Below are 23,963 nucleotides of genomic sequence, written 5' to 3'. Positions count from 1 at the left end.
GGATCGATGGCCGCGTGGCGCGGTGTCGCAGAGGCTTACCGGCGTTCCTTCGGCACCCTGTGCGCGGGCACCGTCGACCGGATGCTCGCGGACACCCCGGGGCGGCGCCACCTCGACGTCGGTTCCGGGACCGGCGTCCTCGCGCGGCGGGCCGCCGCCCTCGGCCGGGCGGTCATCACCGTCGACGCCGATGCCGAGATGGCGGCCCTGTCGCGTGACGCCGCCCCGGGCCGGGCCGTGCGAGCGGCCCTGCCCGTCCTACCGTTCGACGACGCCTCCGTGGATGCCGTCACCGCGAACTTCGTCGTCAACCACCTCGCCGACCCACGGGCCGGCGTGCTCGAGCTCGCGCGGGTCCTGTGCGCCGGCGGGCGGATGGCCCTGACGATCTGGCCGGCCGCCCCACCCACGTGGAGCCGGATCGTCGAGGAGGCGTTCACGACGGTCGGGCTCGACCCTCCGTCGGGGACGCGGCTGCCCCCGGAGAAGGACATCGAGCGGTCCGTGGACGGCTTGCGTGCGCTCGTGGGTGACATCGGGCTCTCGGTGCGCGTCGCGACCGAGCTGGAGTGGGACTGGCGCGTTGACCCGTTCGACCTGTGGGCCGGGGTCAGCGGCGGGGTGGCGACGGCCGGGCGGGCCTACCGCGCGCAACCGCCGGACGTGCGGGCCCGCCTCGACGCGGCCTTCCGGGCGCGGGCCGGTGCGCACGGCGGTGACCTGCTCCTTCCGAGCCGGGCGGTGTACGTCGTCGCCGGCTGAGCCGGCCGCCGACATCCGTGTGCACCCGGGCGCGATGAGTCCGGCGGTCGGGAGCAGTCTGTCGAGGTATGGCAACCGTGATCATGCACGCCGTGGTGTCCGTCGACGGGTTCATCGCCGACGAGCACGACGACGTGGGCCCGCTGTTCGACTGGTACTTCAACGGCGAGCACCCGCTCGTCGACGCCGACGGCGAGGACCAGCACGCGCCGTTCCGGGTCGGCGAGCGCTCGGTGGAGTACGTCCGTGCCTTCTGGGGCAGCATCGGGGCCACGATCATGGGCCGGCACCTCTTCGACCTGACGAACGGCTGGGAGGCGAGGCCCCCTGCCGGTGACCACCTCGTCGTCGTGTCGCACCGCCCGAAGCCGGAGGGCTGGCACCCCGAGGCGGACGTGCCGTTCGTCGACGACGTGGCGGCCGCCGTGGAGGAGGCGAGGCGCCGCGCGGGTGACCGGGTCGTGGCCGTCTGCGCCGGCGAGGTGGGCGGGGCGGCGCTCGCGTTCGGCCTCGTCGACCGGGTGGCGATGGACGTCGTCCCGGTCGTGTTCGGTTCCGGGAAGCGCTACTTCGGCCCGGTCGAGGGACAGCACCTGCTGGAGGACCCGGACGTCGTGATCGCCGGCGACAGGGTGCTGCACCTGCGGTACCCGGTCCGGCGGGCGAGCGGGGTGGCGTCGTGACCCGGCCGTTTCGGTTCGGTGCCGTCGTCCCGGTCTCGACCGACTTCGCCGGCTGGCGCGACGACGTACGGCGTGTCGCGGAGGCGGGGTTCGACACCGTGCTGGTCCCCGACGTCCCCCAGTGGCAGCCCGCCCCGGCGCCCCTGCTCGCCACCGCCGCGGCCGTCGCCGACGTGCGCGTGGGGACGTGGGTCTACGCCACGCCGTTCCGACCGGCCTGGACGACCGCGTGGGAGGCGCACTCGCTGTCGCTGGTCACCGGTGGCCGGTTCGAGATGGGCATCGGCACCGGGCGCCCGGGCCTCGAGGACGAGCTGCGCTCGTACGGCATGCCCGACGTGCCGGCGGCCGAGCGGCTCGAACGGGTGCGGGAGACCGTCTCCCGGCTGCGCGCGCTCGACGGCGAGGCACTGCGCACCCCGGTGGTCATGGCCGTGCGCGGAGCCCGGGCCCGCGCGCTGGCCGCCGAGGTGGCCGACACGGTGACCATCGCGTCCTCCACCTCCGACACCCGGGCGCAGGTGGGCGACCTGGTCCGCTCGGTGCGGGCCGAACGCGACGTCGAGGTCGCGTTGCACGTCCCGGTCGTCGGTGACGCCGTGGCGCCATTCATGGCGTCGGCACGTGACACCGACGTCGACGCCCTGCGCGCGCAGGACTCGCTGCTCGTGCTGCCCGCCGACCCCGCAGCGGCCGTCGAGGAGGTGCTGCGCCGCCGCGAGGAGCTCGGTGCCACCTACACCGTCGTGGGCGTGCACGCCGTCGAGGCGCTCGGGCCGGTCGTGGCCGAGCTCACCGGCCGGTAGGTCGTGGCGCCCGGTCAGGCGCCGTCGGCGGCGAGGGCCGGATGACGGCTGCCGACGTCGCGGGCGCTCGAGAGGTGCCCGCCGAGGTAGGCGGCGGCGCCCATCGCCGTGGCCCCCGCGAGAGCCAGACCGGCGCCGGCGCCGTGGCGCCCCCGCCGACGGGCGACGAAGGACGCCGCGTAGAGGCCGATGGCGGCGCCGTTGGTCACGGCGTGCACCAGCCCGACCCGCTGCTCGCGCCGCCCCGAGCCCGACCACTCCGCCCAGCCGCTCCACGCCGTCGGGCCCACCGCGGCCAGCCCGACCCCGACGAGCGTACGGGCCGCGCCACGGGCCTCCCTCCCGCCGACCGCGTCGAGCACAGAGGCCGAGGTCCACGAGCCGATGACGACGTCGGTGAGGACCGGGTGCAGCGCGTGCCCGAGCCAGTCACCGCGCAGGACCCGGCCGCGCCACCCGGAGGCGAAGGCCTTCCCGACGACGGGCGCCACGGCGGCGACCGCGCCGTCGAGGGCGTCGAGCTCCTCGAGGCGCAGGGTCCAGGCCAGCGGGGCCGGGACGTGCTCGGACGTGCTCATGGGTCCTCCTCGGGACGACGTACCGGGCGGCTACCCGATGGGCGACCGGGTCAACCGTCGTCGCCCGCCACCGTGACCCGTGGGGTGGGGCCTCGTCAAGCGGCGACGGGGAGGGCGTCGCCGGCGTCGCGGGTGGTGACGTCGCCGGTCGCGCCGCGGTTCACGGCGGCCCGGCCGACGACGAACACGTAGAGCAGGAACGCCGTCTCGGCGAGCACGCCGATGCCGACCCGCGCCCACGTGGGCAGGCCGGACGGCGTGACGAAGCCCTCGATGACGCCGCTGACGAAGAGCACCGCGACCAGCCCGAGCGCCACGCCCACCGCGGTGCGGGCCTCACGGGCGATCGACTGGGCGCGCGGCAGCGGACCGGGGCTGATCCACGACCAGCAGATGCGCAGCCCGACGGCTCCGGCGACGAAGACGGCGGTCAGCTCGAGCAGGCCGTGCGGCAGGATCAGGCCGAAGAACAGGCCCGCGCGGTCGTGGTAGGCCATCAGGCCCCCGGAGAGCCCGACGTTGAGGACGTTCTGCGCGAGGATCCACAGGACCGGCAGCCCGAGGATGCCGAGCGCGATGACCTGCGCCGACACCCACGCGTTGTTCGTCCACACGAGCCCGGTGAAGTCGAGGTGCGTGTGCTCGGAGTAGTACTGCTCGAAGTCGGTCCCGACGAAGGACCGGATCTCCTCCGGGCTCATCTGCGAGGTCCACACGACGGGGTGCCGGTACGCGTACCACCCGACGGCCACGGCGATCGCGACGTTGACCAGCGCTGTGCTCACCCACCACCAGCGCAGCCGGTAGAGCGCGGCCGGGAACGTCGTCGTGAAGAACCCGAGGAGTGCGGTCCAGCTGCCGGCCCGACGGCCGGCGGTGGCCAGGCGCGCCCGGGCCACCAGCGAGGACAGGTGCGCGACGACGGCCGGGTCCGGGCTCGCGGAGCGCACGACCGAGAGGTGGGTGGACACCCGCTGGTACAGGTCGAGCAGCTCGTCGGCCTCGGCCCCGGTGTGCCGGCGCTGCCCGACGAGGGTCTCCAGCCGGTTCCACTGCGCCTGGTGGGCGGCCACGTAGGCGTCGAGGTCCACGGGATGCAGCCTAGGCGACCCACGCACCCGGTGCGGGCGGTTAGCCTGTCGCCGTGGACAGCACCGGGGGTCAGGGCGCGGGGTACCGCGCGTACGCGTCGGAGGACGTCGTCACCGGTGAGGGCGTGTCCGTCGAGCTGCCGGTCGCCGGCACGATGACCCGGGCCGCGAGCGGCCTCATCGACCTCGTCGTCGCCTTCGTCCTTCTCGTGGCCGCCGTCTGGACCACGGGGTTCCTCGTCGCCGACGCGGGCGAGGCGGTCGGGACCTCGCTGATGCTCGTGGCGGTCGTCGCGATCCTCGTCGGGCTGCCGGCCACGGTCGAGACCCTCACCCGCGGACGCACGCTCGGGAAGCTGGCCCTCGGCCTGCGCGTCGTCCGCGACGACGGCGGCCCCATCACCGCCCGGCACGCCATCACGCGCGCGCTCGTCGGCTTCGTCGAGGTGTGGCTGCCGCCGTTCGTCGGCATCCCGGCCCTGGTCAGCTCGGTGCTCAGCGCCCGCAGCAAGCGGCTCGGCGACTACGCCGCCGGCACCTACGTCATCACCCAGCGCTCCCGGATGCGGTTGCTCCCGCCGCCGCCGATGCCCCTGCCGCTCGCCGCGTGGGCACGCTCCGCCGACGTCGCCGCGCTGCCACCCGGCCTCACCGTGGCCGTGCGCCAGTTCCTCTCCCGTGCAACGGTGCTGGCGCCGGCATCCCGTGAGCCCCTCGGCCGCGAACTGCTCGGCGAGGTGCTCCGGTACGTGGCGCCCGCCCCTCCTGCCGGGTTCCACCAGGAGTACGTGCTCTCGGCGGTGATCGCCGAACGACGCCGACGCGACACCGAGCGCCTCGGCCGCGAGGACGCCCTGCGCCGGCGCGTGGTCGGCGCCGACCCCCTCGCCTGACGCGCGCCGGCGCTCAGGCGCCGAGGGCCGCGTACCCGGGCTTGACGACGTGCTCGATGAGCTCGAGTCGCTCGTCGAACGGCAGGAACGCCGACTTCATCGCGTTGATGGTCACCCAGCGCAGGTCCTCGAGGGTCCAGCCGGCCTCGTCGACGAGCAGCTGCATCTCGCGCGACATCGACGTGCCCGACATCAGCCGGTTGTCGGTGTTGACGGTCACCCGGAAGCGCAGCTGCTTGAGCAGCGTGATCGGGTGCGCGGCAACGGAGTCGGCGGCCCCGGTCTGGATGTTCGAGCTGGGGCACATCTCGAGCGGGATGCGCCGGTCGCGGACGTAGGCGGCGAGCAGGCCGAGCGAGGCCGCGCCGTCGTCACCGACCGCCACGTCGTCGACGATGCGCACGCCGTGGCCGAGCCGGTCGGCGCCGCACCACTGCAGCGCCTCCCAGATCGAGGGCAGCCCGAAGGCCTCACCGGCGTGGATGGTGAAGTGGGCGTTCTCGCGCCGCAGGTACTCGAAGGCGTCGAGGTGGCGGGTGGGCGGGAAGCCGGCCTCGGCGCCCGCGATGTCGAAGCCTCCGACGCCGCGGTCGCGGTGCGCGACGGCCAGCTCGGCGATCTCGCGCGAGCGCGCGGCGTGCCGCATCGCGGTGAGCAGGGCCCGCATCCGGATGGGGGTGCCGGCGGCTGCGGCCTCCTGCTCACCCTCGCGGAACCCGGCCAGCACGGCGGCCACGACCTGCTCGAGGGAGAGCCCGCCCTCGATGTGCAGCTCGGGGGCGAAGCGCGACTCGGCGTAGACGACGCCGTCGGCGGCGAGGTCGAGGGCGCACTCGCGGGCCACCCGGGTCAGCTGCTCCTCGGTCTGCATGACCGCCACGGTGTGCGAGAACGTCTCGAGGTAGCGCACGAGGGAGCCGGAGTCGGCGGCGTCGCGGAACCAGGTGCCGAGGGCGGCGGGGTCGGTGGTGGGCAGGCCGTCGTAGCCCGAGGCCTCGGCGAGCTCGACGACCGTCGCCGGGCGCACGCCGCCGTCGAGGTGGTCGTGCAGGAGGGCCTTGGGTGCGCGGCGGACGACCTCCGCGGTGGGGGCGGCCATCAGGCGATCCGGTCGATGACGACGGAGCCGGCGGCCGGGCGCGAGCCCTCGGGAGCGACGAACACCGCTCCCTCGAGGGCCTCCTCGGCCCGGGCGAAGCGCTCGGGGGTGTCGGTGTGCAGCGTCATCATCCGCTCGCCCGCGCGCACGGTGGCGCCCGGCTTGACGTGCAGCTCGACGCCCGCGCCGGCCTGCACCGGGTCCTCCTTGCGGGCCCGGCCGGCCCCGAGCCGCCAGGCGGCGACGCCCACGGCGTAGGCGTCCATCTGCGTGATGACGCCGTCGGCCGGGGCGAGCACCTCCTGGGTGTGCTGCGCGACCGGGAGCGGCGCGTCCGGGTCACCGCCCTGGGCCGCGATCATCCGCCGCCAGGCGTCCATCGCGCGCCCGTCGGTGAGCGCCGCGCGCACGTCCTGGCCGCCGCGGCCGGCCGCCTCGAGCATCTCCTCGGCGAGCCGCACGGTGAGCTCGACGACGTCCTCGGGCCCGCCGCCGGCCAGGACCTCGACCGACTCGCGCACCTCGAGGGCGTTGCCGGCCGTGAGGCCGAGCGGCGTCGACATGTCGGTGAGCAGCGCGACCGTCGTGACACCGGCGTCGGTGCCGAGGTCGACCATCGTGCGGGCCAGCTCGGTGGCGTCCTCGCGGGTCTTCATGAACGCACCGCTGCCGACCTTGACGTCGAGCACGAGCGCGCCCGTGCCCTCGGCGATCTTCTTGCTCATGATCGAGGAGGCGATGAGCGGGATGGCCTCGACGGTGCCGGTGACGTCGCGCAGCGCGTAGAGCTTCTTGTCGGCGGGGGCCAGGCCCGAGCCCGCGGCGCAGATGACCGCGCCGACGTCCTCGAGCTGGCGCATCATCGCCTCGTTCGAGAGGGATGCCTGCCAGCCGGCGACCGACTCGAGCTTGTCGAGCGTGCCGCCGGTGTGGCCGAGGCCGCGACCCGAGAGCTGCGGCACCGCGACGCCGAACACCGCGACCAGCGGCGCGAGCGGGAGGGTGATCTTGTCCCCCACGCCGCCGGTGGAGTGCTTGTCGGCGGTGGGGCGGGACAGGCCCGAGAAGTCCATCCGCTCGCCGCTGGCGATCATCGCGCCGGTCCACGTCGAGATCTCGCGCCGGGTCATGCCGTTGAGCAGGATGGCCATCGCCAGCGAGCTCATCTGCTCCTCGGCCACCACCCCACGGGTGTAGGCGTCGACGACCCAGCGGATCTGGTCGTCGGAGAGCTCGTGGCGGTCACGCTTGGCGAGGATGACGTCGACGGCGTCGAAGGCTTCGGTCATCCGCACATCATGGCAGGGGCGCGAGCCGCTCCAGAACCACCCTCGGGGGCGGCCGCGCGCTACGGGCGGCGGGTCTCGAGGTCGTCCGGGCCGAAGGCCTGCGGCAGGACCTCGCGCATCGTGAGGATGCCTTCAGGCGTCTGCAGGAGCGTGTCGGGGGTCCCGTTCTCCCACACCAGCTGTCGGCAGCGGCCGCACGGCATCAGGGTGTCCCCGCGGCCGTCGACGCACCACACCGCGACGAGCTTGCCGCCGCCGGTGGCGTGCAGGGTGGAGACCATCCCGCACTCGGCGCACAGCGTGACGCCGTAGCCGGCGTTCTCGACGTTGCAGCCCGCGACGACGCGGCCGTCGTCGACGAGCCCGGCGACGCCGACGGGGAAGCGGCTGTACGGGCAGTAGGCGAGCGTGGTCATCCGCACCGCCTCGGCGCGCAGGACCTCCCAGTCGACCTCGGGCGTGCTCATGCCTCACCCACCGGCGTCACGCGGCGGGCGTCGAGCCCGCGGACCACGGCCGCCGAGGCCAGCAGCCGCGCCCCGAGCCCGATGGCGCGCTCGTCGACGACGAGGTCGCCCTGGTGCAGGTCGTAGGTCGGCCCGCCCGGCGTCCGGGTGCCGAGCCGGGCCATCGCCCCGGTGCAGTGGTCGAGGTACCAGGCGAAGTCCTCGCCGCCGAGGGACTGCGCGGTGGGCACCGGTGCGACCCGGCAGGCCAGTGCGGCGCGGCGCAGGGCGGAGATGCCGTCGGCGGTGTTGACCACCGGCGGGACGCCCTTGAGCCGCTCGACCTTGGCCTGCACGCCGTACGGCTGGACGACGCCGTGGACGATCTCCTCGAGCAGCGGGCCGACGGTGAGCCAGGACTCGGCGTCGAGCATCCGCAGCGTGCCGCGGCACTCGCCGGTCGAGGGGATGACGTTGGCGACCCGGCCGGCCTCGATGCGGCCCCAGACGAGGGCGGCGCCGGTCCGCGGGTCGAGCCGGCGCCCGAGCGCACCCGGCACGTCGGTGACGACCTTGGCGAGCGCGTAGACGAGGTCCTCGGTGAGCTGCGGGCGCGACGTGTGGCCGCCGCGGCCGTGCAGCGAGACGCCGATCTGGTCGGCAGCGGCGGTGAGGGCCCCCTCGCGCAGCCCGACCTGGCCGACGTCGATGCTCGGGTCGCAGTGCACGGCGAAGATGCTGTCGACGCCGTCGAGCGCGCCGGCGGCGATGGCGTCGAGCGCCCCGCCCGGCATGACCTCCTCGGCGGCCTGGAAGATCGCCCGCACCGCGATGCCCCGCTCGGCGAGCGAGTCCTGGACGGCGTGCAGCGCGAGGACCGCGCCGACGAGCGCCGCGACGTGGACGTCGTGGCCGCACGCGTGGCAGACCCCGGTGTCGGTGGAGGCGAACTCGAGCCCGGAGCGCTCGCGCACCGGCAGGGCATCCATGTCGGCGCGCAGCGCGACGCGGAACAGCGGCTCGGGGGCGCCGAGGTCGGCGATGACGCCCGTGCCGGGCATCAGGCGGACGGGGACACCGGCGGCGTCGAGGCGGCGGACCACGGTGGCGGTCGTGCGCGTCTCCTCGCGCGACAGCTCGGGGTGGGCGTGCAGGTCCCGCCGGAGGTCCACGAGCTCGGGTGTCAACGAGGTGATGCGCTCGCCGAGCGCGGCGAGGAGGGCATCGTCGTTCATGAGGAGGCCGAGTCTACGCCGCGCGGGTCGCCCGCCCCGGCAGTGTCCGCTCGGCGTGGCCACTCAGCCGACGCGGGAGCGCCGACCGGCCGAGGAGCCATCGGTGCCGAGCGACGCCTTGTACTCGTCCCACCGGCCGGCCATCGCCTCCATCTCGCGCTGGACGAACGCGAGGAACTCGACCGAGAGCCGCAGCCGCTCCCCCGCCCGCGTCGACGCCCCGACCCGCTCCTCGGCGGCCGACAGCGCGGCCGAGAGCGGCGCGTAGACGCCGTCGCGCTGGACGAGGACGTCGTGCCACGCGTCGTCCTGGACGACGTAGACGTCTCGGCGAGAACCGCGTTCGCGCTCGCGCCGGACCATCCGCAGGGCGATGAGGGAGCGGACCGCGCCGGAGACGGCGGCCGGGCTGACCTGCAGCAGGTCGACGAGCTCGGCGGAGGTGAGCCGGCCGTCCTCGGTGGCGAGCAGCGCCGAGAAGACGCGCGCCGGCTGCACCTGCATCCCGAGGTCGGCGAGCACCCCGCCGAGCCGCTCGACGGCCTCCACGGGTGGCGCGTGCTCGTCGGGGGTCGGGACCGTCTCGGAGCGCGCCATGCTCGAACCTTACAACATTCACAAACTTCTGAACGAGGTGTACCGTCGAGGACGTGACCGATGCCATCACCGTCTCCGGGCTCCGCAAGACCTTCGGGCGCACCGTCGCCCTCGACGGCCTCGACCTCACCGTGCGCGAGGGCGAGGTCCACGGCTTCCTCGGCCCCAACGGCGCCGGCAAGTCCACGACCATCCGCGTCCTGCTCGGGCTGCTGCGCGCCGACGCCGGCCGCGCGAGCGTCCTCGGACACGACCCCTGGCGCGACGCCACGACGCTGCACCGCGAGCTCGCCTACGTGCCCGGCGACGTCGTCCTCTGGCCGACCCTCTCCGGCGGCGAGACCATCGACCTGCTCGGCCGGCTGCGCGGGGGCATCGACGAGGACCGTCGCCGCCGGCTCGTCGAGCGCTTCGAGCTCGACGAGACGAAGAAGGGCAAGGCCTACAGCAAGGGCAACCGCCAGAAGGTCGCCCTGGTCGCGGCACTGGCGAGCGGCGCGCCGCTCCTCGTCCTCGACGAGCCGACGGCCGGCCTCGACCCGCTGATGGAGGAGGTCTTCCAGCAGGAGCTCTCGGCGCTGCGGGCCGACGGCCGCACCGTCCTGCTCTCGAGCCACATCCTCAGCGAGGTCGAGCGGGCCTGCGACCGCGTGAGCATCGTGCGCGCCGGCCGCATCGTCGACACCGGCAGCCTCGACGAGCTGCGCCACCTGACCCGCACCCGCGTCCACGCCGTCCTCGAGCACCCGCCGTCGGTCGCCGAGGTCGCGGCCCGCCCCGGGGTGCACGACGTGTCGGTCGAGGGCGCCGAGGTGCGGTGCTCGGTCGACGCCGAGCACCTCGGCGCCCTGGTCGCCGACCTCGGGGCGCGCGGCGTCTCGGGGCTCACCGTCCAGCCGCCCACCCTCGAGGAGCTCTTCCTCGCCCGCTACCAGGGCGGCGGCCCGGAGCCCGCAGAGCACGAGGTGCAGCCGGCATGACCGCCGCCACCGCACCGACATCGGCCGCCGCGCGACTCCCGGTCGCGGTGCAGCTCACCGGTTTCGGCACGCTGCTGCGCCTCGCCTGGCGCCGGGACCGCATCCTCGTGCCGAGCAGCGTGCTCGGCCTCGTGCTGTTCTCCGTCGGCTCGGCGCAGGCCACCCTCGCGCTCTACCCGACCGACGAGGCGGCGGCCACGGGCCTGGCCTCGGTGCTCGCCAACCCCGCGATCGTCGCGCTCTACGGTCCGGTCGCGGCCCCCACCGCCGACGCCCTCGCCGTCTTCAAGACCGTGATGCTCGGCGCCTTCCTCGTCGGGGTGCTCGCGCTCGTCGTCGTCCGGCGGCACACGCGCACCGAGGAGGACGAGGGGCGCCTCGAGCTGCTCGGCGCCGGCGTCGTCGGCCGCTGGGCGCCGCTCGCCGCCGCCGTCACCCTCGCCACCGCGGCCGTCGTCGCGGCGAGCGCCGTCTCGGCCCTGGGCCTGGCCGCCCTCGGGATGGACCCGGCGGGCAGCGTCGCCTTCGGGGTCGCCTGGCTGGCCGCGGGGCTCGCCTCGGTCGGGGTCGCCGCCGTCGTCGTCCAGCTGGCGTCCACGACCCGTGGGGCGGGCGGGCTCGGGTTCGGCGCGCTCGGAGGCTTCTTCGCGCTGCGGGCGGTCGCCGACTCGGCCGATGCCGGCAGCCCGGTCCACGCCCTCGCGTGGCTCTCCCCGCTCGGCTGGGCCGGGCGGGTGGAGGCCTACGGTGCCGACCGGCAGTGGGTCATCGTGCTCGGCGTCGTGGCGCTCGTCGCCGGGGTGCTGACCGCCCTGCGCGTCCTCGACCGCCGCGACCTCGGGGCCGGCGTCCTCCCGGTCCGCGCGGGGCCGCGCCGCGCCGCGCCCCGCCTCGCCGGCCCGCTGGGGCTGCTGACCCGCCTGGCACGCGGCACGATCATCGGCTGGGTCGTCGGGATGGTCCTCGGCGGCCTGCTCGTCGGCTCGCTGCTCGGGGCGGTCGCCGACATGGGGCGCGACCCCGCCGTCACCGACCTGCTCGAGAAGCTCGGCGGGGCCTCCGGCGGGGTCTTCGAGGACATCTACGTCGCCACCGAGATCCACTTCGTCACGGCCGCCGTCGCCGCCGTGGCGACCGCGCTCGTGCTGCGGCTCGTCGCCGCGGAGCGGTCCGGGCAGGGCGAGGTGGTGCTCTCGACCCCCATCGGCCGGCTGCGCTGGTACGGCGCACACCTCGCGCTGCCCCTCGTGCTGACCGCCGTGCTGATGGCCCTCCTCGGCGCGGTCGTCGGGCTCGTCGGGCCGCTCGCCACGGCGCAGGCCCCGACCTTCGGCGAGTCGCTCGCCGCGTCGGTGGCGGCCCTTCCCGTCGTCTGGGTGATGACGGGTGTGGCCGGCCTGCTCGCCGGTGCCCTGCCCCAGTACGCGCCGTTCGCGTGGGGCGTGCTGCTCGTCGCCTTCCTCGTCTCGGAGGTCGGCTCGCTGACCGACCTGCCCGCGTGGCTCCTCGACGCCTCGCCCTTCACGCACCTCTCGACGCTGCCGGTGACGCCCTTCGAGCCGGTCCCGGCCCTCGTGCTCACCGGCGTCGCGCTCGGGCTCATGGCCCTCGGCGGGCTGGCCTACCGGCGGCGGGACGCCGCCTGAGCGGGGCTCAGTCGGTGGCCACGCGCAGCCGCGAGTGCACGACGTCGCCGTCCACCCACGCCGACATCCCGATGGCCGAGAGCGGCGCGAGGTTCTTCGCCACGTCCGCCTCGTCGGCGGCCAGGGAGGCCAGCCAGTCGTCGCGGCCGTCGACGTCGACGAAGAACGCCGCGACGGCCCGGTCCGCGTTCGGCACGACCGAGCGGAAGACCGCGGAGTCACCGAGCCTGCCGCCGCGCGCCACCGCCGAGCGGTAGGACTCGTTCGGCCCGACGACGACGGCGTCGCTGCCGGCCCGCGTCGTGCCCAGCAGCTGCCCGAGGGTGGGGTCGAGCGAGGCGAGGCGCCCGACGACGTCCTCGACCTTCGCCTGGTCACCGGTCACCGTGGCGGCGAGCGGCAGGGCCGTGGGGTCGTCGTCCTCCCCCATCGCGCCCGGGTCGAAGTCCCCACCGAGCGAGAGGACGAAGGTGCGCCCCAGGAGGGTCTCGAGGTCCTCGGGCAGGGAGAGACCGGTGGACTCCTCGATGCTCGAGTACAGCTCGTCGGTGCTGCCGGCACCCGCCTGGGCCGCCATCGTCGCGGCCTGGGCCTGCACCCAGCCCGGGCGCGGGCTGACGCCGACGGCCGCGAGGGTGTCGTCGGGCAGGGCGGCGACCGAGGCACCCGCACCGGCGCCCAGCAGCCCGCGGGACTTCTCGTCGAGGCCGCCGGCGGCCTCGGCCTCCAGGCCGCCGTCGGCGAAGCGCAGGGTGAGCGCGCCGCCCTGGAACTCCTCGTACCCCGCGGTCAGCGCCTCGAGGTCGCCGGCGGAGGTGTCCTCCGGCGCGAACGAGGAGATGAGCGAGCGGATCTGTGCCGCCGGCTTGGGCGCGAGGTAGCCGGTGAGGAGCCCCTGGTCGCCGACCTCGCCGGTCCAGCGGGTCCAGTCGGTCGAGGCGGCGAGCGTCGAGGTGCCGGCGGCGTCGACGACGCGCTGCGCGGTGGCGGCGTCCTGCGCGACGAACGCCCAGCCGTCGTGGAGCACCCAGGTGGGCGTGACCCCGGAGGTGTCGCGGGCGTCGCCGTTCTCGGCGCAGGCCGCGAGCGCGGTCAGGCCCTTCGCGGCGGCCTTCTCGTCCGACACCTGCACGACCCCGACGGGGACGGAGTCGTCGTCGAGCCGGACGCCGGCGACGGCCGCGCGCTGGCCGAGCCACGGGGTGATGTCGCGGGACGCGACGAGGTTCTCGCACGGGTCCCCGCTGAGGAGGGCGTCGGTCAGCGAGGTCCCGAGGTCCTTCTTCTCCGAGACACCGGCCTCGGCGAGCCCGGGGAACTTCGAGAGGGTGCGCACGGCCTCGAGCTTCTGGCCGGCCGCGGGGTCGAGGTCGAGCGCGAGGTACGCGAACGTCGTGCCGGGCAGGACGTCCGCCGGACGCTCGCCTCCCCCACCGAGCGCGGCCCACGCCCAGGCACCGGCACCACCGAGGGCCAGGACGGCGACCGCACCGCCGACGACGAAGCCGCGGGCCAGGGCGCGGCCGGACGCCGGCCCCGGGAGCTCCGTCGGGTCGGGTGCGGTGCCGTCGGGCTCGGGCAGCGCGGACGGCGGCGGGACGGACGAAGACATGGGCTCTCCCCCGAGGAGTCGGGCGCCCGGGTGGGCGCGGTGCGGCGGCCGCCCCCGGCGGCACCTCGGGACGGACCGTAGCCGCGCGGTGAGCAGGGACGCACCCGTCTCCCGTGAGGTCCGGCCGAACGGTGGAGCCCGCCGACCGGCGCCGGCGCCTCAGACGAGGTCGGTGCGGCCGGACTCCTTGAGCGCGTCGACGACCCGCTTGACGTCCTGCGCGCGCTCGCGCGTGGTGACGAGCACGGCGTCCGGGGTGTCGACGACGACGACGTCGTCGAGCCCGACGACCGCCACCCGGCGCCCACCTGAGGCGACCACGAGGCCGGACGCGTCGACCACCGTCACGTCGTCGGCGGACCCGAGCACGGTCAGCCCGTCGGTGGCCGGCAGGAGCCCGGCGAGGCTCGCGAAGTCGCCGACGTCGTCCCAGCCGAACGGTGCCGGGACCACGACGACGTGCCCGGCGGCGGCGGCCGGCTCGGCGACCGCGTGGTCGATGGCGATCTTCGTCAGGCCCGGCCACAGCTCGTCGAGGCGCGACGGGTCGGCCGCGATGGCGCGCAGGCCGGCCGCGAGATCCGGGTGCCACTGCGCCAGCAGGTCGAGGAGGACCCCGGCCCGGACGACGAACATCCCTGCGTTCCACCGGTACCCACCGGACGCGACGTACGCCGCAGCGCGCTCGGCATCCGGCTTCTCGACGAACTCGACGGCGTGCAGCGCGCTGGGGAACCCGGCCAGCCGCTCCCCCGCCCGGATGTAGCCGAAGCCGGTGGCCGGGTGGGTGGGCTCGACGCCGAGCGTGACCAGGTGGCCCTCGCGCGCGACCTCGACGGCCTCGCGGACGGCGGCGTGGAAGGCGGCGGCATCCGGGATGACGTGGTCGGCGGCGAACGAGCCGATCACGGCGTCGGGGTCGAGCCGCTCGACGACGGCGGCGGCCAGCCCGATGGCGGCCATCGAGTCCCGGGGCGAGGGCTCGGCCAGGACGCGGCCGGCATCGAGACCGGGCAGCTGGCCCCGGACGGCCTCGGCGTGCGCGGCGCCCGTGGCGACGACCACCCGGTCGCCCGTGAGCGGCTCGAGCCTGTCGAGGGTGGCCTGCAGCAGGGTGCGCCCGCTGCCGGTGAGGTCGAGGAGGAACTTCGGGTGGGAGGCGCGGCTCATCGGCCACAGCCGGGTGCCGGCCCCACCGGCGGGGACGACGGCCCAGAAGCCGGCGACGTCAGGCATCGGCACGCCCGGCGAGCGGGAAGGACCGGATGACGCGCCACACGCCGTCGGGGTCGTGGTGGTAGAGCTCGACGCTCTCGACGGTGAAGGTGCACCGGAAGTCGGCGAGGCCGTCGAAGGCACCGTCGAGCGCGTCGTCCCCGAGGTGGTGGGCGATCGTCACGTGCGGGTGGTACGGGAAGTCGAGGTGGCGCTCGACCGGCCCGGAGCGCACCGCCGACTCCAGCCGCTCGCACTCGGCGATGCCCCGGGAGACCTGGACGAAGACCACCGGCGAGACGGGCCGGAAGGTGCCGGTGCCGGAGAGGACCATCTCGAACGGCGCGGAGCCGGCGCACACCGCCTCGAGGTGCGCGGCGAACGCGGGCACCTCCGCGGGCTCGACGGCGGTCGGCGGCAGGAGGGTCACGTGCGGCGGGATGGCGGCGGCCATCGGGTCACCGGCCTGCTCGCGGGCCTGTTGGAGCCGGCTGCCCCAGGGCTCGGGGACGGTGACGGCGACACCGTGGATCGGCATGGCGGTGACCCGTCAGCGCGCGGCCGGCAGCAGGCCGACGGCGGCGCGGACCCGGGACATCGTGGCGTCGGCGACCACGGCCGCCCGCTCGGCGCCGTCCGCGAGGATGCGGTCGAGCTCGGCGGGGTCGTGGAGCAGCTCCTTCATCCGGTCCTGGAAGGGGGTGAGCGCCGCGACGACGACGTCGGCGACCTCCTTCTTGAGGTCGCCGTAGCCGCGGCCCGCGAAGGACGCCGCGACCTCCTCGACCGGCGTGCCCGACAGGACCGAGTGGATGACGAGCAGGTTGCTGACGCCCGGCTTGGTCCCGGGGTCGTAGCGCACCTCGGAGTCGGTGTCGGTGACGGCGGAGCGGATGTTCTTCGCGATGCGCGCCGGGTCCTCCATGAGGTCGATGAGCCCCTTGGCCGACGAGCCGGTCTTGCTCATCTTCGCCGTGGGGTCCTGGAGGTCCTGGATCTTCGCCGACCCCTTGACGATGTACGGCTCGGGCACGACGAGGGTGTCGCCGAAGCGGGTGTTGAACCGCTCGGCGAGGTCGCGGGTGATCTCGAGGTGCTGGCGCTGGTCCTCGCCCACCGGCACGTACGCGGCGTCGTACATGAGGATGTCGGCGGCCATGAGCATCGGGTAGGTGAAGAGCCCGACGTTGGCGTTCTGGCCCTTGGCGGTCTTGTCCTTGAACTGCGTCATCCGGCTGGCCTCGCCGAAGGCGGTGAGGCAGTTCATGACCCACCCGAGCTCGGCGTGCGCGGTGACGTGGCTCTGGCAGAAGACGGCCGAGCGCTGGGGGTCGACCCCGCCGGCGATGAACTGTGCCGCGGTGACCCGGGTGCGGTGGCGCAGGACCTCGGGGTCGGTGGGGACGGTCAGCGCGTGGAGGTCGGCGACGAAGTAGTAGGCGTCGAAGTCGTCCTGCAGACCCACCCAGTTGACCAGCGCCCCGAGGTAGTTGCCGAGGTGGAGCGAGTCGCTCGTCGGCTGCATCCCGGACAGGATGCGGGGGCGTGCGCCATCGGGGGTGGGGAGGGTGGGCATGCGCCCCATTGTGCCCTGCCCCACGTCCCTAGACTCACCGGCATGACCGGTCCCGCCACGACCCACCGCGACGCGTTCGGCTCGGACCCCGAGGGGGTGTGGTCGGCCCCCGGGCGGGTCAACCTCATCGGCGAGCACACCGACTACAACGACGGCCTCGTCCTGCCGATCGCCCTGCGGCAGCGGACCCGTGCCGCGGTGTCGCCGCGCACCGACGACCTGCTGCGGCTGCACTCGGTGCAGGCCGGCGAGACCGTGGAGGTCGACCTCGGGACGGTCGGGCCGGGGACGCCTGCCGGATGGACGGCCTACGTCGCCGGCGTGCTGTGGGCGCTGCGCGAGGACGGGTTCGCCGTGCGCGGGATGGACGTCACGGTCGACAGCGACGTGCCGGTGGGGGCCGGGCTCTCTAGCTCGGCGGCGCTGGAGTGCGCGGTCGGGGCCGCCGCCAGCGACCTCTTCGGGCTGGACCTGCTCGGGTCCGACGAGGCGCGGGCGCGGCTGGCCCGGGCCTGCGTGCGGGCCGAGAACGAGGTGGCCGGCGCGGCGACCGGCGGGATGGACCAGTCGGCGGCGCTGCTCTGTCGGGAGGGGTCGGCGCTGCTGCTGGACTGCCGCACCGGGGAGACCGAGCACGTGCCGTTCGACCTCGCGGCCACCGGGCACGTCCTGCTCGTCACCGACACCCGCGCCTCGCACGCCCTCAACGACGGCCAGTACGAGAAGCGGCGCCGGGCCTGCGAGGCGGCGGCGTCCGAGCTGGGCGTCGGGTCGCTGCGCGAGGTGGACGCCGAGGGGCTCGACGCGGCGCTGGACCGGCTCTCGTCCGACGAGCCGCGGGCGCGGACGCGGCACGTGGTCACCGAGATCGCCCGGGTGTCCGCGACGGTGTCCGCGCTGCGCGCCGGGGACCTCGACGAGGTCGGGCGGCTCTTCCGCGCCTCCCACGCCTCCCTGCGCGACGACTACGAGGTGAGCTGCGACGAGCTCGACGTCTCCGTCGAGGCGGCCGAGGGCGCCGGCGCGCTCGGGGCGCGGATGACCGGCGGCGGCTTCGGCGGCTCGTCGGTCGCGCTGCTCCCGGAGGGGTCGGTCGAGGCCGCGCGCGACGCGGTGGCCGCGGCCTTCGCGGCGCGGGGGTGGGAGGCGCCGCGCAGCTTCGCCGTCACCGCCGGGCCGGCGGCCTCCCGGGACACCTGACCGGCTGGCCGGCGGGCCCACGGCCGGCGCCTGTCGATCCGGGGGTTCCCCGCTCGTCACGGGGGTGAGCGCGGCCCGTCGGGGGCCGCCCGAGCAGAAGGAGCAGTCGTGGCCGAGTACCTCCTGTACTTCAACCAGCAGTGGGTGGGCGAGCACACCGAGGAGTGGTTCCGCAGCCGGGCGCCGCTCGCCCTCGGGGTCGTCGAGGAGATGCGCGCCGCCGGCGTGTACGTCTTCGCCGGCGGCCTCGAGGAGCACGGCCCCGTCCACGCCGTCGACCCCACGAGCGGCAGCGTGGTCGTCACCGACGGGCCGTACACCGAGACCACCGAGGTGCTCGGTGGGTTCGCGGTCGTCGACGTGCCCGACGAGGCCACCGCCCTGCACTGGGCGGGACGGATCGCGCAGGCCTGCGGGTGGCCGCACGAGGTGCGGCGCTTCGGCACGGACCCCGACGCCACCTGAGCCGCCGGGGCGCCGGGGCGCCGGTGCTCCGCTCAGGCGGGGTGGGTCATCGCGATGCGCCGGCCGTGCCGCGGCAGGTCCATCCGCGCCTCGGCCTCGAGGAGCGGGGCGTGCCACGCCGGGTCCGGGACCTCGACCCATCCGCGCCGCGCGTAGAAGGGCCCGTTCCACGGCACGTCGGCGTAGGTGCGGAGCGTGACGTCGTGGCCGCCGCGGGCGCGCACGCCGTCCAGGGCCGCGGCCAGGAGGGCCGCTCCGTGGCCGCGGTGCTGGTGGGCGGGGTCGACCGAGAGCTGCTCGAGGTGCCAGTGGCCGTCGAGGTCGAGGACGTGGGCGAACCCCACGACCTCGCCGTCCCCCTCGGCGACGAGGAGGAAGCCGGGGTGCGCCGCCCGCTGCTCGCCCGCGTCCGCCGGCGGCCAGTCGAGGTCGCCGAAGAGGTCGGCGAACTGCCGGTCGCCGGTGTCCTCGAGGGGGCCGAGGAGGGGCAGGTCGGCGTCGGTGGCCGGGCGGACGGTCATCCGACGACGGTGCCGCGCCGGGTCGCGGGCCGGCAACCCGGTTTCGCCGGGGCCGGGTCAGGCCAGGGTCGGCTTGACCTCGGCGAGCCGGCCGAGCAGGCCGTTGACGAAGCGCGGGCTGTCGTCGGTCGAGAGCTCGGTGGCCAGCGCGACCCACTCGCTGATGGCCACCGCCTCCGGCACGTCCGGCGAGTACAGGACCTCGTAGGCCCCGAGCCGCAGGACGGCGCGGTCGACGGCGGGCATCCGCTTCAGGGTCCAGCCCTGCGCGTACGTGGTGATCAGCTCGTCGATCTGCGCGCGGTGCTCGGAGACGCCGGCCACGAGGTCGGCGGTCAGCTCGGCGAGCGCGTGCTCGGTGACGGGCCTGGCGAGCCGCTCACGCAGCAGGTCCGCGGGGTCGAGACCCCGCTGCTCGGCCTCGAACAGCAGGTCGAGGGCGCGCTTGCGGGCCTTGGTGCGGGCGGCCACGGGTCAGCTGACCCGACCGAGGTAGGAGCCGTCGCGGGTGTCGACCTTGACCTTGGTGCCCGTCTCGAGGAAGAGCGGGACGGCGATCTCGGCGCCGGTCTCGAGGGTGGCAGGCTTGGTGCCGCCGGTGGAGCGGTCACCCTGCAGGCCGGGCTCGGTGTAGGTGATCTCGAGGATGACCGAGGCCGGGAGCTCGATGAAGAGCACGACGCCCTCGTTGCGGGCGACGATGGCGTCCTGGTTCTCGAGGAGGTACTTCGCGGCGTCGCCGACGACCTCGGGGCTCACCGGGAGCTGGTCGTAGGTGTCACCGTCCATGAAGATGAAGTCGGTGCCGTCGTTGTACAGGTACTGCATGTTCCGCTTGTCGACGTTCGCGGTCTCGACCTTGACGCCGGCGTTGAAGGTCTTGTCGACGACCTTGCCGCTGAGGACGTTCTTGAGCTTGGTCCGCACGAAGGCCGGGCCCTTGCCGGGCTTGACGTGCTGGAACTCGACGACGGTCCACAGCTGGCCCTCGATCTTGAGGACGAGGCCGTTCTTGAGGTCGTTGGTCGATGCCACTTCGCTGGTGTCGCTTTCGGATCGGTGGGCGCGTTCCCGCGGGCGGGCACGCGTCACCCCCGCGAGGGGGATGGGGATCAGCGGACATCGTACCGTCAAGCGCCCTCCTCCCCCGAACCCCGCAGCCGCCCGCCCTGGTGCCGCGCCGGTGGCCCCGCTCTGGTCCGGAGGCCCGGCTCTGGTCCGCTTCACCGGATGGCGGCGACTTCTCACCGCCACCCGGGCGATCGGACCCGAGCAGGCGCGTCAGGCGGCCGGCGGACGGCTCAGGTCCACCCAGACCGGGCGGGGCTGCGGACGGATCCCCTGCTCCGCGAGGATCAGGAGCATGGGGGTCGTGCGTGCGACGTCCTGCCACACCCAGCGCGCGAGCCGTGAGCGACGGCGGATGCGGTCCTCACGCCGCTTCTCGGACCACAGGACCCGTTCGGCCTCCTCCCCGGTGGCTCCTTCGGGGACGGCGTACTTGCGCCGTCCGTCGAACTCCCCGACGACCCCCGGCCACCCGAAGTCGCCGTGGCCGAACCACCCGTCATCGTCCTCGAGCGGCACCTGCAGCTGCGGCCGCGGCAGCTCGAGCTGGAACATGCGAGCGCGCGAGAAGCTCTCCCCCGGTGACATGGAGCGGCCGTCGGCCAGCGCCGCCACGAGCCGGGCGGCCGGCCTGCCTCGCACGCGGGGCGCGACCTCGGCCGCTGCCCCGTCTAGGTCGGCCACGGTGCACAGCCCGTGTCGGAGGGCGTGGTCGGCAGCGCAGAGCGCGGTCTCGAGCGAGCACGTGCGCGCGAGGTCGACCACGGTGCGGGCCGGGTCGCTGACCCTGACGCCGTCCCGGTCCACGGCCTCGAGCGGTGCGCCCACGTGGACACGGATGCACCGCGACCCTCGGGTGCGGGGTCCGGTCGCCAGCACGGTCACGTGCTCGGGCCACGGACCGACCCGCGGGAGGCCCCAGACCGCCGCCGCGGACTCCAGGACGTACACGTGGCGCCCGGGCTCCCGACAGCCGAGATCGGTGGCGTGCACCAGCGCGGCGTGCTGCTGCTCCGGGGTCAGTGACCGCCAGACCGGCAGCTCGACCCAGGCGTTGTACCGGACGTGGTGCCAGCCACCGCGCGTCGGGTCCACGCCGGTTGCGCGCAGCGACCGGGTCGAGCGGAGCAGGACCGGGTCGAACGGGAGCGGGGCGGGGTCACCGAGCATCCCGCGAGGCTGGCACACCGACGAGGATGCCGGCCGGCGTCATCCACAGGCCCCGGGCGCCCATCCGGCCGGCGCCAACCGCCCCTGCCCGGCGCACCCCTGTGCTCTGGTCCGGATCGTCGGATGGCGGCGAGAAGTCACCGCCATCCCGGACATCGGACCCGAGCCCGCGGACCCGACCAGAGCCGGCCTCGCGCCGGTCAGGGGGCGAGGGCGGCGTGGGCGTCGCGCAGCAGGGACTCCGGCGGCCCCTCGAGGCGCACCGGGTTCGCCAGCCCGTCGAGCACCACGAAGCGCAGCAGCGAGCCGCGCGACTTCTTGTCCCGGCCCATCGCGACGAGCAGGTCCTCGAACGGCGTGCCCGCGCTCGTCGTCGGCAGCCCGACCGAGGCCAGCACCGACCGGTGCCGCGCCAGCAGCTCGTCGGACACCGTGCCGGTGCGGTGCCCGAGCTCGGCGGCGAACACCATGCCCACCGCCACCGCCTCGCCGTGCCGGATGCGGAACCCCGACACCTGCTCGAGGGCGTGCCCGAGCGTGTGCCCGTAGTTGAGGATCTCGCGCCGGAAGGCCTCGCGCGGGTCGGCGGCGACGACCTCGGCCTTCACTGACACCTTGCGCCGCACCAGCTCGTCGAGGACCGGCGCGTCCCAGCGCACCGCGGCCTCCGGCGCCGACTCGACGAGCTCGAGGATGCGGGGGTCGGCGATGAACCCGCCCTTGATCACCTCGGCGAGCCCGGCGACCAGGTCGGCGGGCGGCAGCGTCTCCAGCACGTCGAGGTCGCACACGACCCCGGCCGGCGAGTGGAAGGCCCCGACGAGGTTCTTGCCCTCGGCCGTGTTGATGCCCGTCTTGCCCCCGACGGCGGCGTCGACCATCGCGAGCAGCGTCGTCGGCACGTGCACCACCGGCACGCCGCGCAGCCAGGTCGCGGCGACGAACCCGGCGAGGTCGGTCACCGTGCCACCACCCACCGACACGACGACGTCCGTGCGGGTGAAGGCGTTCTCCCCCAGCACCGCCCACAGCTCCGCGGCGACGACCGAGGTCTTGGCCCGCTCGGCGTCCGGCACGGCCGCCTCGTGGACGACCAGCCCGGCCTCCCGCAGCCCGTCCGCGACGAGCGACGCGTACCGCTCCAGCCCCTCGGGCCGGACCACCAGCGCCTGCCGCGCGCCGTCCGGCACCAGCCCGGCGACCCGCCCGAGCACCCCGCGCCCGACGACGACGTCGTGCAGGTCGCCGACGGCGATGACGACCGGCTCGCTCACGCCGGCGCCCCGAGCAGCCCCGCGACCTCGGCGGCGACGTCCTCGACCGAGCGCCCCGCCGTGTCGACGACGTGCACCGCGACCCGCTCGTAGACCGGCCGGCGGTCGTTCATCAGCCGCACCCACGACGCGCGCGGGTTGACCGCGAGCAGCGGGCGCGAGCGGTCGAAGCCGACCCGCTTGGCGGCGTCGGCGATCCCGACGTCGAGGAAGACGACCGGATGCCCCGCCAGCAGCGGCTCGGTGAGGGGGTCGACCGGTGCCCCGCCCCCGAGCGCCACCACACCCTCCTCGGACGCCAGCGCCCGGGCCACCTCGGCGCGTTCGAGCTCGCGGAACGCTGCCTCGCCGTCCTCGACGAAGATGTCGGCGATGCTGCGCCCCGCGGCGGCCTCGACGGCGGCGTCGGTGTCGTGGAACGGGACCCCGAGCAGGGCGGCGAGCGCCTGCCCGGTGGTGGTCTTGCCGGAGCCGGGCGGACCGACGAGCACGGCGCGCGGCATCAGAGGCCGTCCTCGGTGCGCATCGAGGCCGGGATGGCCTCGAGGTAGGCGCGGTGGTTGCGGGCGGTCTCGGCGAGCGAGTCGCCGCCGAACTTCTCGAGGCAGGCCTCGGCGAGCACGAGCGCGACCATCGCCTCGGCGACGACGCCCGCGGCCGGCACGGCGCAGACGTCGGAGCGCTGGTGGATGGCGGTGGCCGGCTCGTCGGAGGCGACGTCGACGGTGTCGAGTGCGCGCGGCACGGTGGAGATGGGCTTCATCGCGGCCCGGACGCGCAGCACGCCACCGACCGACATGCCGCCCTCGGTGCCGCCGGCGCGGCCGGTCCGGCGCCGGATGACCCCGGAGGCGTCGCGCTCCATCTCGTCGTGGGCCTGCGACCCGCGCCGGGCGGCGGTGCGGAAGCCGTCGCCGACCTCGACGCCCTTGATGGCCTGGATGCCCATGAGCGCGGCCGCGAGGCGCGCGTCGAGGCGGCGGTCCCAGTGCACGTGCGAGCCGAGCCCCGGCGGCACCCCGGTGGCGACGACCTCGACCACCCCGCCGAGCGTGTCGCCGTCCTTGCGGGCGGCATCGACCTCGGCGACCATCGCCGCCGACCCCGCGGCGTCGAAGGCGCGCACCGGGTCGGCGTCGAGCGCCTCGACGTCGGCCGCGGTGGGCACCGGTGCGTCGTCGGCCACGCCCGCCCCACCGATGGCCACGGTGTGCGACACGAGCCTGATGCCGTACGCCTGCTCCAGCAAGGCGGCGGCCACGGCGCCCAGCGCCACGCGGGCGGCGGTCTCGCGCGCCGAGGCCCGCTCGAGCACCGGCCGGGCGTCGTCGAAGCCGTACTTCTGCATGCCGACGAGGTCCGCGTGCCCCGGGCGCGGCCGGGTGAGCGGCCGGTTGCGGGCGATCTCCTTCTCGGCGTTGACGTCGTCGGCGGCGGCGTACTCGTCGGCCGCGACGGGGTCCGGGCTCATCACGGTGCGCCACTTCGGCCACTCGGTGTTGCCGATGCGGATGGCGACCGGCGAGCCGAGCGTCGAGCCGAGCCGGACGCCCCCGAGGATCTCGACCTCGTCCTGCTCGAACTTCTGGCGCGCCCCGCGCCCGTACCCGAGCCGGCGCCGGGCCAGGGCGGCGGCGATCTCGGCGGTCCCCACCTCGACCCCGGCGGGCACACCGTCGATCGTCGCGACGAGGGCGGGTCCGTGCGACTCCCCCGCGGTCAACCAGCGCAGCATGCCGGCAATCCTGTCACGGAGG

The 23,963-nt window shown here is 75.2% G+C and carries 26 protein-coding genes; 8 read left to right on the top strand and 18 right to left on the bottom strand.

What is annotated here, in order from left to right; genetic code table 11:
* Nucleotides 1-6: 6 nt before the first annotated feature.
* The 3 genes from ACQZ2A_RS14145 to ACQZ2A_RS14135 all read left to right on the top strand — a co-directional run bounded on the left by ACQZ2A_RS14145 (nt 7) and on the right by ACQZ2A_RS14135 (nt 2,251).
* Entirely contained in the window at nt 7-762 is a 756-nt protein-coding gene (locus ACQZ2A_RS14145; RefSeq protein ID WP_430212225.1) for a class I SAM-dependent methyltransferase, read from the top strand.
* Between the two features lie 68 nt (nt 763-830).
* The gene (locus ACQZ2A_RS14140; protein ID WP_430212222.1) at nt 831-1,445 is read left to right on the top strand and encodes a dihydrofolate reductase family protein; all 615 of its coding nucleotides are present in this window, start codon (nt 831-833) and stop codon (nt 1,443-1,445) included.
* Nucleotides 1,442-2,251 carry an LLM class flavin-dependent oxidoreductase gene (locus ACQZ2A_RS14135; RefSeq protein ID WP_430212220.1) on the top strand — a complete coding sequence of 270 codons (810 nt, stop codon included), beginning with the start codon at nt 1,442-1,444 and terminating at the stop codon, nt 2,249-2,251. Before ACQZ2A_RS14140 ends, ACQZ2A_RS14135 begins: the two co-directional genes overlap by 4 nt.
* Before the next feature lie 14 nt (nt 2,252-2,265).
* Here ACQZ2A_RS14135 and ACQZ2A_RS14130 read toward each other — a convergent pair whose 3' ends face one another.
* The gene (locus ACQZ2A_RS14130; RefSeq protein ID WP_430212217.1) at nt 2,266-2,829 is read right to left on the bottom strand and encodes a DUF2231 domain-containing protein; all 564 of its coding nucleotides are present in this window, start codon (nt 2,827-2,829) and stop codon (nt 2,266-2,268) included.
* A gap of 95 nt (nt 2,830-2,924) precedes the next feature.
* Nucleotides 2,925-3,920, bottom strand: coding sequence for a stage II sporulation protein M (locus tag ACQZ2A_RS14125; RefSeq protein WP_430212214.1), 996 nt, complete (start codon nt 3,918-3,920; stop codon nt 2,925-2,927).
* Nucleotides 3,921-3,973: 53 nt separating this feature from the next.
* On the opposite strand from ACQZ2A_RS14125, the gene ACQZ2A_RS14120 reads away from it, so the two are divergent.
* Nucleotides 3,974-4,813, top strand: coding sequence for an RDD family protein (locus ACQZ2A_RS14120; protein WP_430212212.1), 840 nt, complete (start codon nt 3,974-3,976; stop codon nt 4,811-4,813).
* Nucleotides 4,814-4,826: 13 nt separating this feature from the next.
* Here the strand turns inward: ACQZ2A_RS14120 and ACQZ2A_RS14115 are convergent, their stop codons facing one another.
* The 5 genes from ACQZ2A_RS14115 to ACQZ2A_RS14095 all read right to left on the bottom strand — a co-directional run bounded on the left by ACQZ2A_RS14115 (nt 4,827) and on the right by ACQZ2A_RS14095 (nt 9,479).
* Nucleotides 4,827-5,912: an adenosine deaminase gene (locus tag ACQZ2A_RS14115; protein ID WP_430212209.1), complete on the bottom strand. Its 1,086-nt coding sequence runs from the start codon at nt 5,910-5,912 to the stop codon at nt 4,827-4,829.
* Nucleotides 5,912-7,201 carry a thymidine phosphorylase gene (locus ACQZ2A_RS14110; protein WP_430212206.1) on the bottom strand — a complete coding sequence of 430 codons (1,290 nt, stop codon included), beginning with the start codon at nt 7,199-7,201 and terminating at the stop codon, nt 5,912-5,914. Before ACQZ2A_RS14110 ends, ACQZ2A_RS14115 begins: the two co-directional genes overlap by 1 nt.
* A 59-nt stretch (nt 7,202-7,260) precedes the next feature.
* Nucleotides 7,261-7,668, bottom strand: coding sequence for a cytidine deaminase (locus tag ACQZ2A_RS14105; RefSeq protein WP_430212205.1), 408 nt, complete (start codon nt 7,666-7,668; stop codon nt 7,261-7,263).
* Nucleotides 7,665-8,882, bottom strand: coding sequence for an amidohydrolase (locus tag ACQZ2A_RS14100; RefSeq protein ID WP_430212204.1), 1,218 nt, complete (start codon nt 8,880-8,882; stop codon nt 7,665-7,667). The genes ACQZ2A_RS14105 and ACQZ2A_RS14100 overlap by 4 nt, the downstream gene beginning before the upstream one ends.
* A 63-nt stretch (nt 8,883-8,945) precedes the next feature.
* Nucleotides 8,946-9,479, bottom strand: coding sequence for a GbsR/MarR family transcriptional regulator (locus tag ACQZ2A_RS14095; protein ID WP_430212201.1), 534 nt, complete (start codon nt 9,477-9,479; stop codon nt 8,946-8,948).
* Between the two features lie 53 nt (nt 9,480-9,532).
* Here ACQZ2A_RS14095 and ACQZ2A_RS14090 point away from each other — a divergent pair, with 53 nt between their 5' ends.
* Together ACQZ2A_RS14090 and ACQZ2A_RS14085 are read left to right on the top strand one after the other, a co-directional pair.
* The gene (locus ACQZ2A_RS14090; protein ID WP_430212200.1) at nt 9,533-10,459 is read left to right on the top strand and encodes an ATP-binding cassette domain-containing protein; all 927 of its coding nucleotides are present in this window, start codon (nt 9,533-9,535) and stop codon (nt 10,457-10,459) included.
* Nucleotides 10,456-12,105 carry an ABC transporter permease gene (locus tag ACQZ2A_RS14085; RefSeq protein WP_430212198.1) on the top strand — a complete coding sequence of 550 codons (1,650 nt, stop codon included), beginning with the start codon at nt 10,456-10,458 and terminating at the stop codon, nt 12,103-12,105. Before ACQZ2A_RS14090 ends, ACQZ2A_RS14085 begins: the two co-directional genes overlap by 4 nt.
* A gap of 7 nt (nt 12,106-12,112) precedes the next feature.
* Here ACQZ2A_RS14085 and ACQZ2A_RS14080 read toward each other — a convergent pair whose 3' ends face one another.
* The 4 genes from ACQZ2A_RS14080 to trpS all read right to left on the bottom strand — a co-directional run bounded on the left by ACQZ2A_RS14080 (nt 12,113) and on the right by trpS (nt 16,508).
* Nucleotides 12,113-13,717 carry a DUF3352 domain-containing protein gene (locus tag ACQZ2A_RS14080; RefSeq protein WP_430212195.1) on the bottom strand — a complete coding sequence of 535 codons (1,605 nt, stop codon included), beginning with the start codon at nt 13,715-13,717 and terminating at the stop codon, nt 12,113-12,115.
* Nucleotides 13,718-13,876: 159 nt separating this feature from the next.
* Nucleotides 13,877-14,953 carry a mannose-1-phosphate guanylyltransferase gene (locus ACQZ2A_RS14075; protein WP_430212193.1) on the bottom strand — a complete coding sequence of 359 codons (1,077 nt, stop codon included), beginning with the start codon at nt 14,951-14,953 and terminating at the stop codon, nt 13,877-13,879.
* Nucleotides 14,946-15,470, bottom strand: a complete 525-nt coding sequence (locus ACQZ2A_RS14070; protein ID WP_430212191.1) for a 2'-5' RNA ligase family protein — start codon at nt 15,468-15,470, stop codon at nt 14,946-14,948. Before ACQZ2A_RS14070 ends, ACQZ2A_RS14075 begins: the two co-directional genes overlap by 8 nt.
* A 12-nt stretch (nt 15,471-15,482) precedes the next feature.
* Nucleotides 15,483-16,508, bottom strand: a complete 1,026-nt coding sequence (gene trpS / locus ACQZ2A_RS14065) for a tryptophan--tRNA ligase (RefSeq protein ID WP_430212188.1) — start codon at nt 16,506-16,508, stop codon at nt 15,483-15,485.
* A gap of 42 nt (nt 16,509-16,550) precedes the next feature.
* On the opposite strand from trpS, the gene galK reads away from it, so the two are divergent.
* Both galK and ACQZ2A_RS14055 read left to right on the top strand, forming a co-directional pair.
* On the top strand, nt 16,551-17,708 hold the full coding sequence (gene galK, locus ACQZ2A_RS14060; protein WP_430212186.1) for a galactokinase: 1,158 nt from the start codon (nt 16,551-16,553) through the stop codon (nt 17,706-17,708).
* Between the two features lie 108 nt (nt 17,709-17,816).
* A complete protein-coding gene (locus ACQZ2A_RS14055; RefSeq protein WP_430212184.1) occupies nt 17,817-18,173 on the top strand; it encodes a YciI family protein in 357 nt (118 codons plus the stop codon).
* A gap of 32 nt (nt 18,174-18,205) precedes the next feature.
* On the opposite strand, the gene ACQZ2A_RS14050 is transcribed toward ACQZ2A_RS14055, so the two are convergent.
* From ACQZ2A_RS14050 to aroC, 7 genes are all read right to left on the bottom strand, one after another.
* Nucleotides 18,206-18,694, bottom strand: a complete 489-nt coding sequence (locus tag ACQZ2A_RS14050; protein ID WP_430212183.1) for a GNAT family N-acetyltransferase — start codon at nt 18,692-18,694, stop codon at nt 18,206-18,208.
* 57 nt (nt 18,695-18,751) lie between these two features.
* A complete protein-coding gene (gene nusB / locus ACQZ2A_RS14045; protein WP_430212180.1) occupies nt 18,752-19,165 on the bottom strand; it encodes a transcription antitermination factor NusB in 414 nt (137 codons plus the stop codon).
* A gap of 3 nt (nt 19,166-19,168) precedes the next feature.
* On the bottom strand, nt 19,169-19,729 hold the full coding sequence (gene efp / locus ACQZ2A_RS14040; RefSeq protein ID WP_430212178.1) for an elongation factor P: 561 nt from the start codon (nt 19,727-19,729) through the stop codon (nt 19,169-19,171).
* A gap of 246 nt (nt 19,730-19,975) precedes the next feature.
* Nucleotides 19,976-20,932 carry a hypothetical protein gene (locus ACQZ2A_RS14035; RefSeq protein WP_430212175.1) on the bottom strand — a complete coding sequence of 319 codons (957 nt, stop codon included), beginning with the start codon at nt 20,930-20,932 and terminating at the stop codon, nt 19,976-19,978.
* Between the two features lie 200 nt (nt 20,933-21,132).
* Entirely contained in the window at nt 21,133-22,206 is a 1,074-nt protein-coding gene (gene aroB / locus ACQZ2A_RS14030; RefSeq protein ID WP_430212173.1) for a 3-dehydroquinate synthase, read from the bottom strand.
* Nucleotides 22,203-22,709 (bottom strand): shikimate kinase, encoded by a 507-nt coding sequence (locus ACQZ2A_RS14025; RefSeq protein WP_430212170.1) that lies wholly within the window; start codon nt 22,707-22,709, stop codon nt 22,203-22,205. The genes aroB and ACQZ2A_RS14025 overlap by 4 nt, the downstream gene beginning before the upstream one ends.
* Nucleotides 22,709-23,941, bottom strand: coding sequence for a chorismate synthase (gene aroC / locus ACQZ2A_RS14020; protein WP_430212167.1), 1,233 nt, complete (start codon nt 23,939-23,941; stop codon nt 22,709-22,711). Before aroC ends, ACQZ2A_RS14025 begins: the two co-directional genes overlap by 1 nt.
* Between the last annotated feature and the right edge of the window lie 22 nt (nt 23,942-23,963).

The organism is Phycicoccus avicenniae (assembly GCF_050496545.1).
Classification (GTDB): Bacteria; Actinomycetota; Actinomycetes; order Actinomycetales; family Dermatophilaceae; genus Phycicoccus; species Phycicoccus avicenniae_A.
This window is presented reverse-complemented; position numbering and strand designations above follow the sequence as displayed.

Bases quoted from the DNA above. Each gene is read 5' to 3' on its own strand.
- ACQZ2A_RS14145 (WP_430212225.1), top strand. From the start codon at position 7: ATGGCCGCGTGGCGCGGTGTCGCAGAGGCTTACCGGCGTTCCTTCGGC.
- ACQZ2A_RS14140 (WP_430212222.1), top strand. From the start codon at position 831: ATGGCAACCGTGATCATGCACGCCGTGGTGTCCGTCGACGGGTTCATC.
- ACQZ2A_RS14130 (WP_430212217.1), bottom strand. From the start codon at position 2,829: ATGAGCACGTCCGAGCACGTCCCGGCCCCGCTGGCCTGGACCCTGCGC.
- ACQZ2A_RS14115 (WP_430212209.1), bottom strand. From the start codon at position 5,912: ATGGCCGCCCCCACCGCGGAGGTCGTCCGCCGCGCACCCAAGGCCCTC.
- ACQZ2A_RS14110 (WP_430212206.1), bottom strand. From the start codon at position 7,201: ATGACCGAAGCCTTCGACGCCGTCGACGTCATCCTCGCCAAGCGTGAC.
- ACQZ2A_RS14105 (WP_430212205.1), bottom strand. From the start codon at position 7,668: ATGAGCACGCCCGAGGTCGACTGGGAGGTCCTGCGCGCCGAGGCGGTG.
- ACQZ2A_RS14100 (WP_430212204.1), bottom strand. From the start codon at position 8,882: ATGAACGACGATGCCCTCCTCGCCGCGCTCGGCGAGCGCATCACCTCG.
- ACQZ2A_RS14095 (WP_430212201.1), bottom strand. From the start codon at position 9,479: ATGGCGCGCTCCGAGACGGTCCCGACCCCCGACGAGCACGCGCCACCC.
- ACQZ2A_RS14085 (WP_430212198.1), top strand. From the start codon at position 10,456: ATGACCGCCGCCACCGCACCGACATCGGCCGCCGCGCGACTCCCGGTC.
- ACQZ2A_RS14080 (WP_430212195.1), bottom strand. From the start codon at position 13,717: ATGTCTTCGTCCGTCCCGCCGCCGTCCGCGCTGCCCGAGCCCGACGGC.
- ACQZ2A_RS14075 (WP_430212193.1), bottom strand. From the start codon at position 14,953: ATGCCTGACGTCGCCGGCTTCTGGGCCGTCGTCCCCGCCGGTGGGGCC.
- ACQZ2A_RS14070 (WP_430212191.1), bottom strand. From the start codon at position 15,470: ATGCCGATCCACGGTGTCGCCGTCACCGTCCCCGAGCCCTGGGGCAGC.
- trpS (WP_430212188.1), bottom strand. From the start codon at position 16,508: ATGCCCACCCTCCCCACCCCCGATGGCGCACGCCCCCGCATCCTGTCC.
- galK (WP_430212186.1), top strand. From the start codon at position 16,551: ATGACCGGTCCCGCCACGACCCACCGCGACGCGTTCGGCTCGGACCCC.
- ACQZ2A_RS14050 (WP_430212183.1), bottom strand. From the start codon at position 18,694: ATGACCGTCCGCCCGGCCACCGACGCCGACCTGCCCCTCCTCGGCCCC.
- ACQZ2A_RS14035 (WP_430212175.1), bottom strand. From the start codon at position 20,932: ATGCTCGGTGACCCCGCCCCGCTCCCGTTCGACCCGGTCCTGCTCCGC.
- ACQZ2A_RS14025 (WP_430212170.1), bottom strand. From the start codon at position 22,709: ATGCCGCGCGCCGTGCTCGTCGGTCCGCCCGGCTCCGGCAAGACCACC.
- aroC (WP_430212167.1), bottom strand. From the start codon at position 23,941: ATGCTGCGCTGGTTGACCGCGGGGGAGTCGCACGGACCCGCCCTCGTC.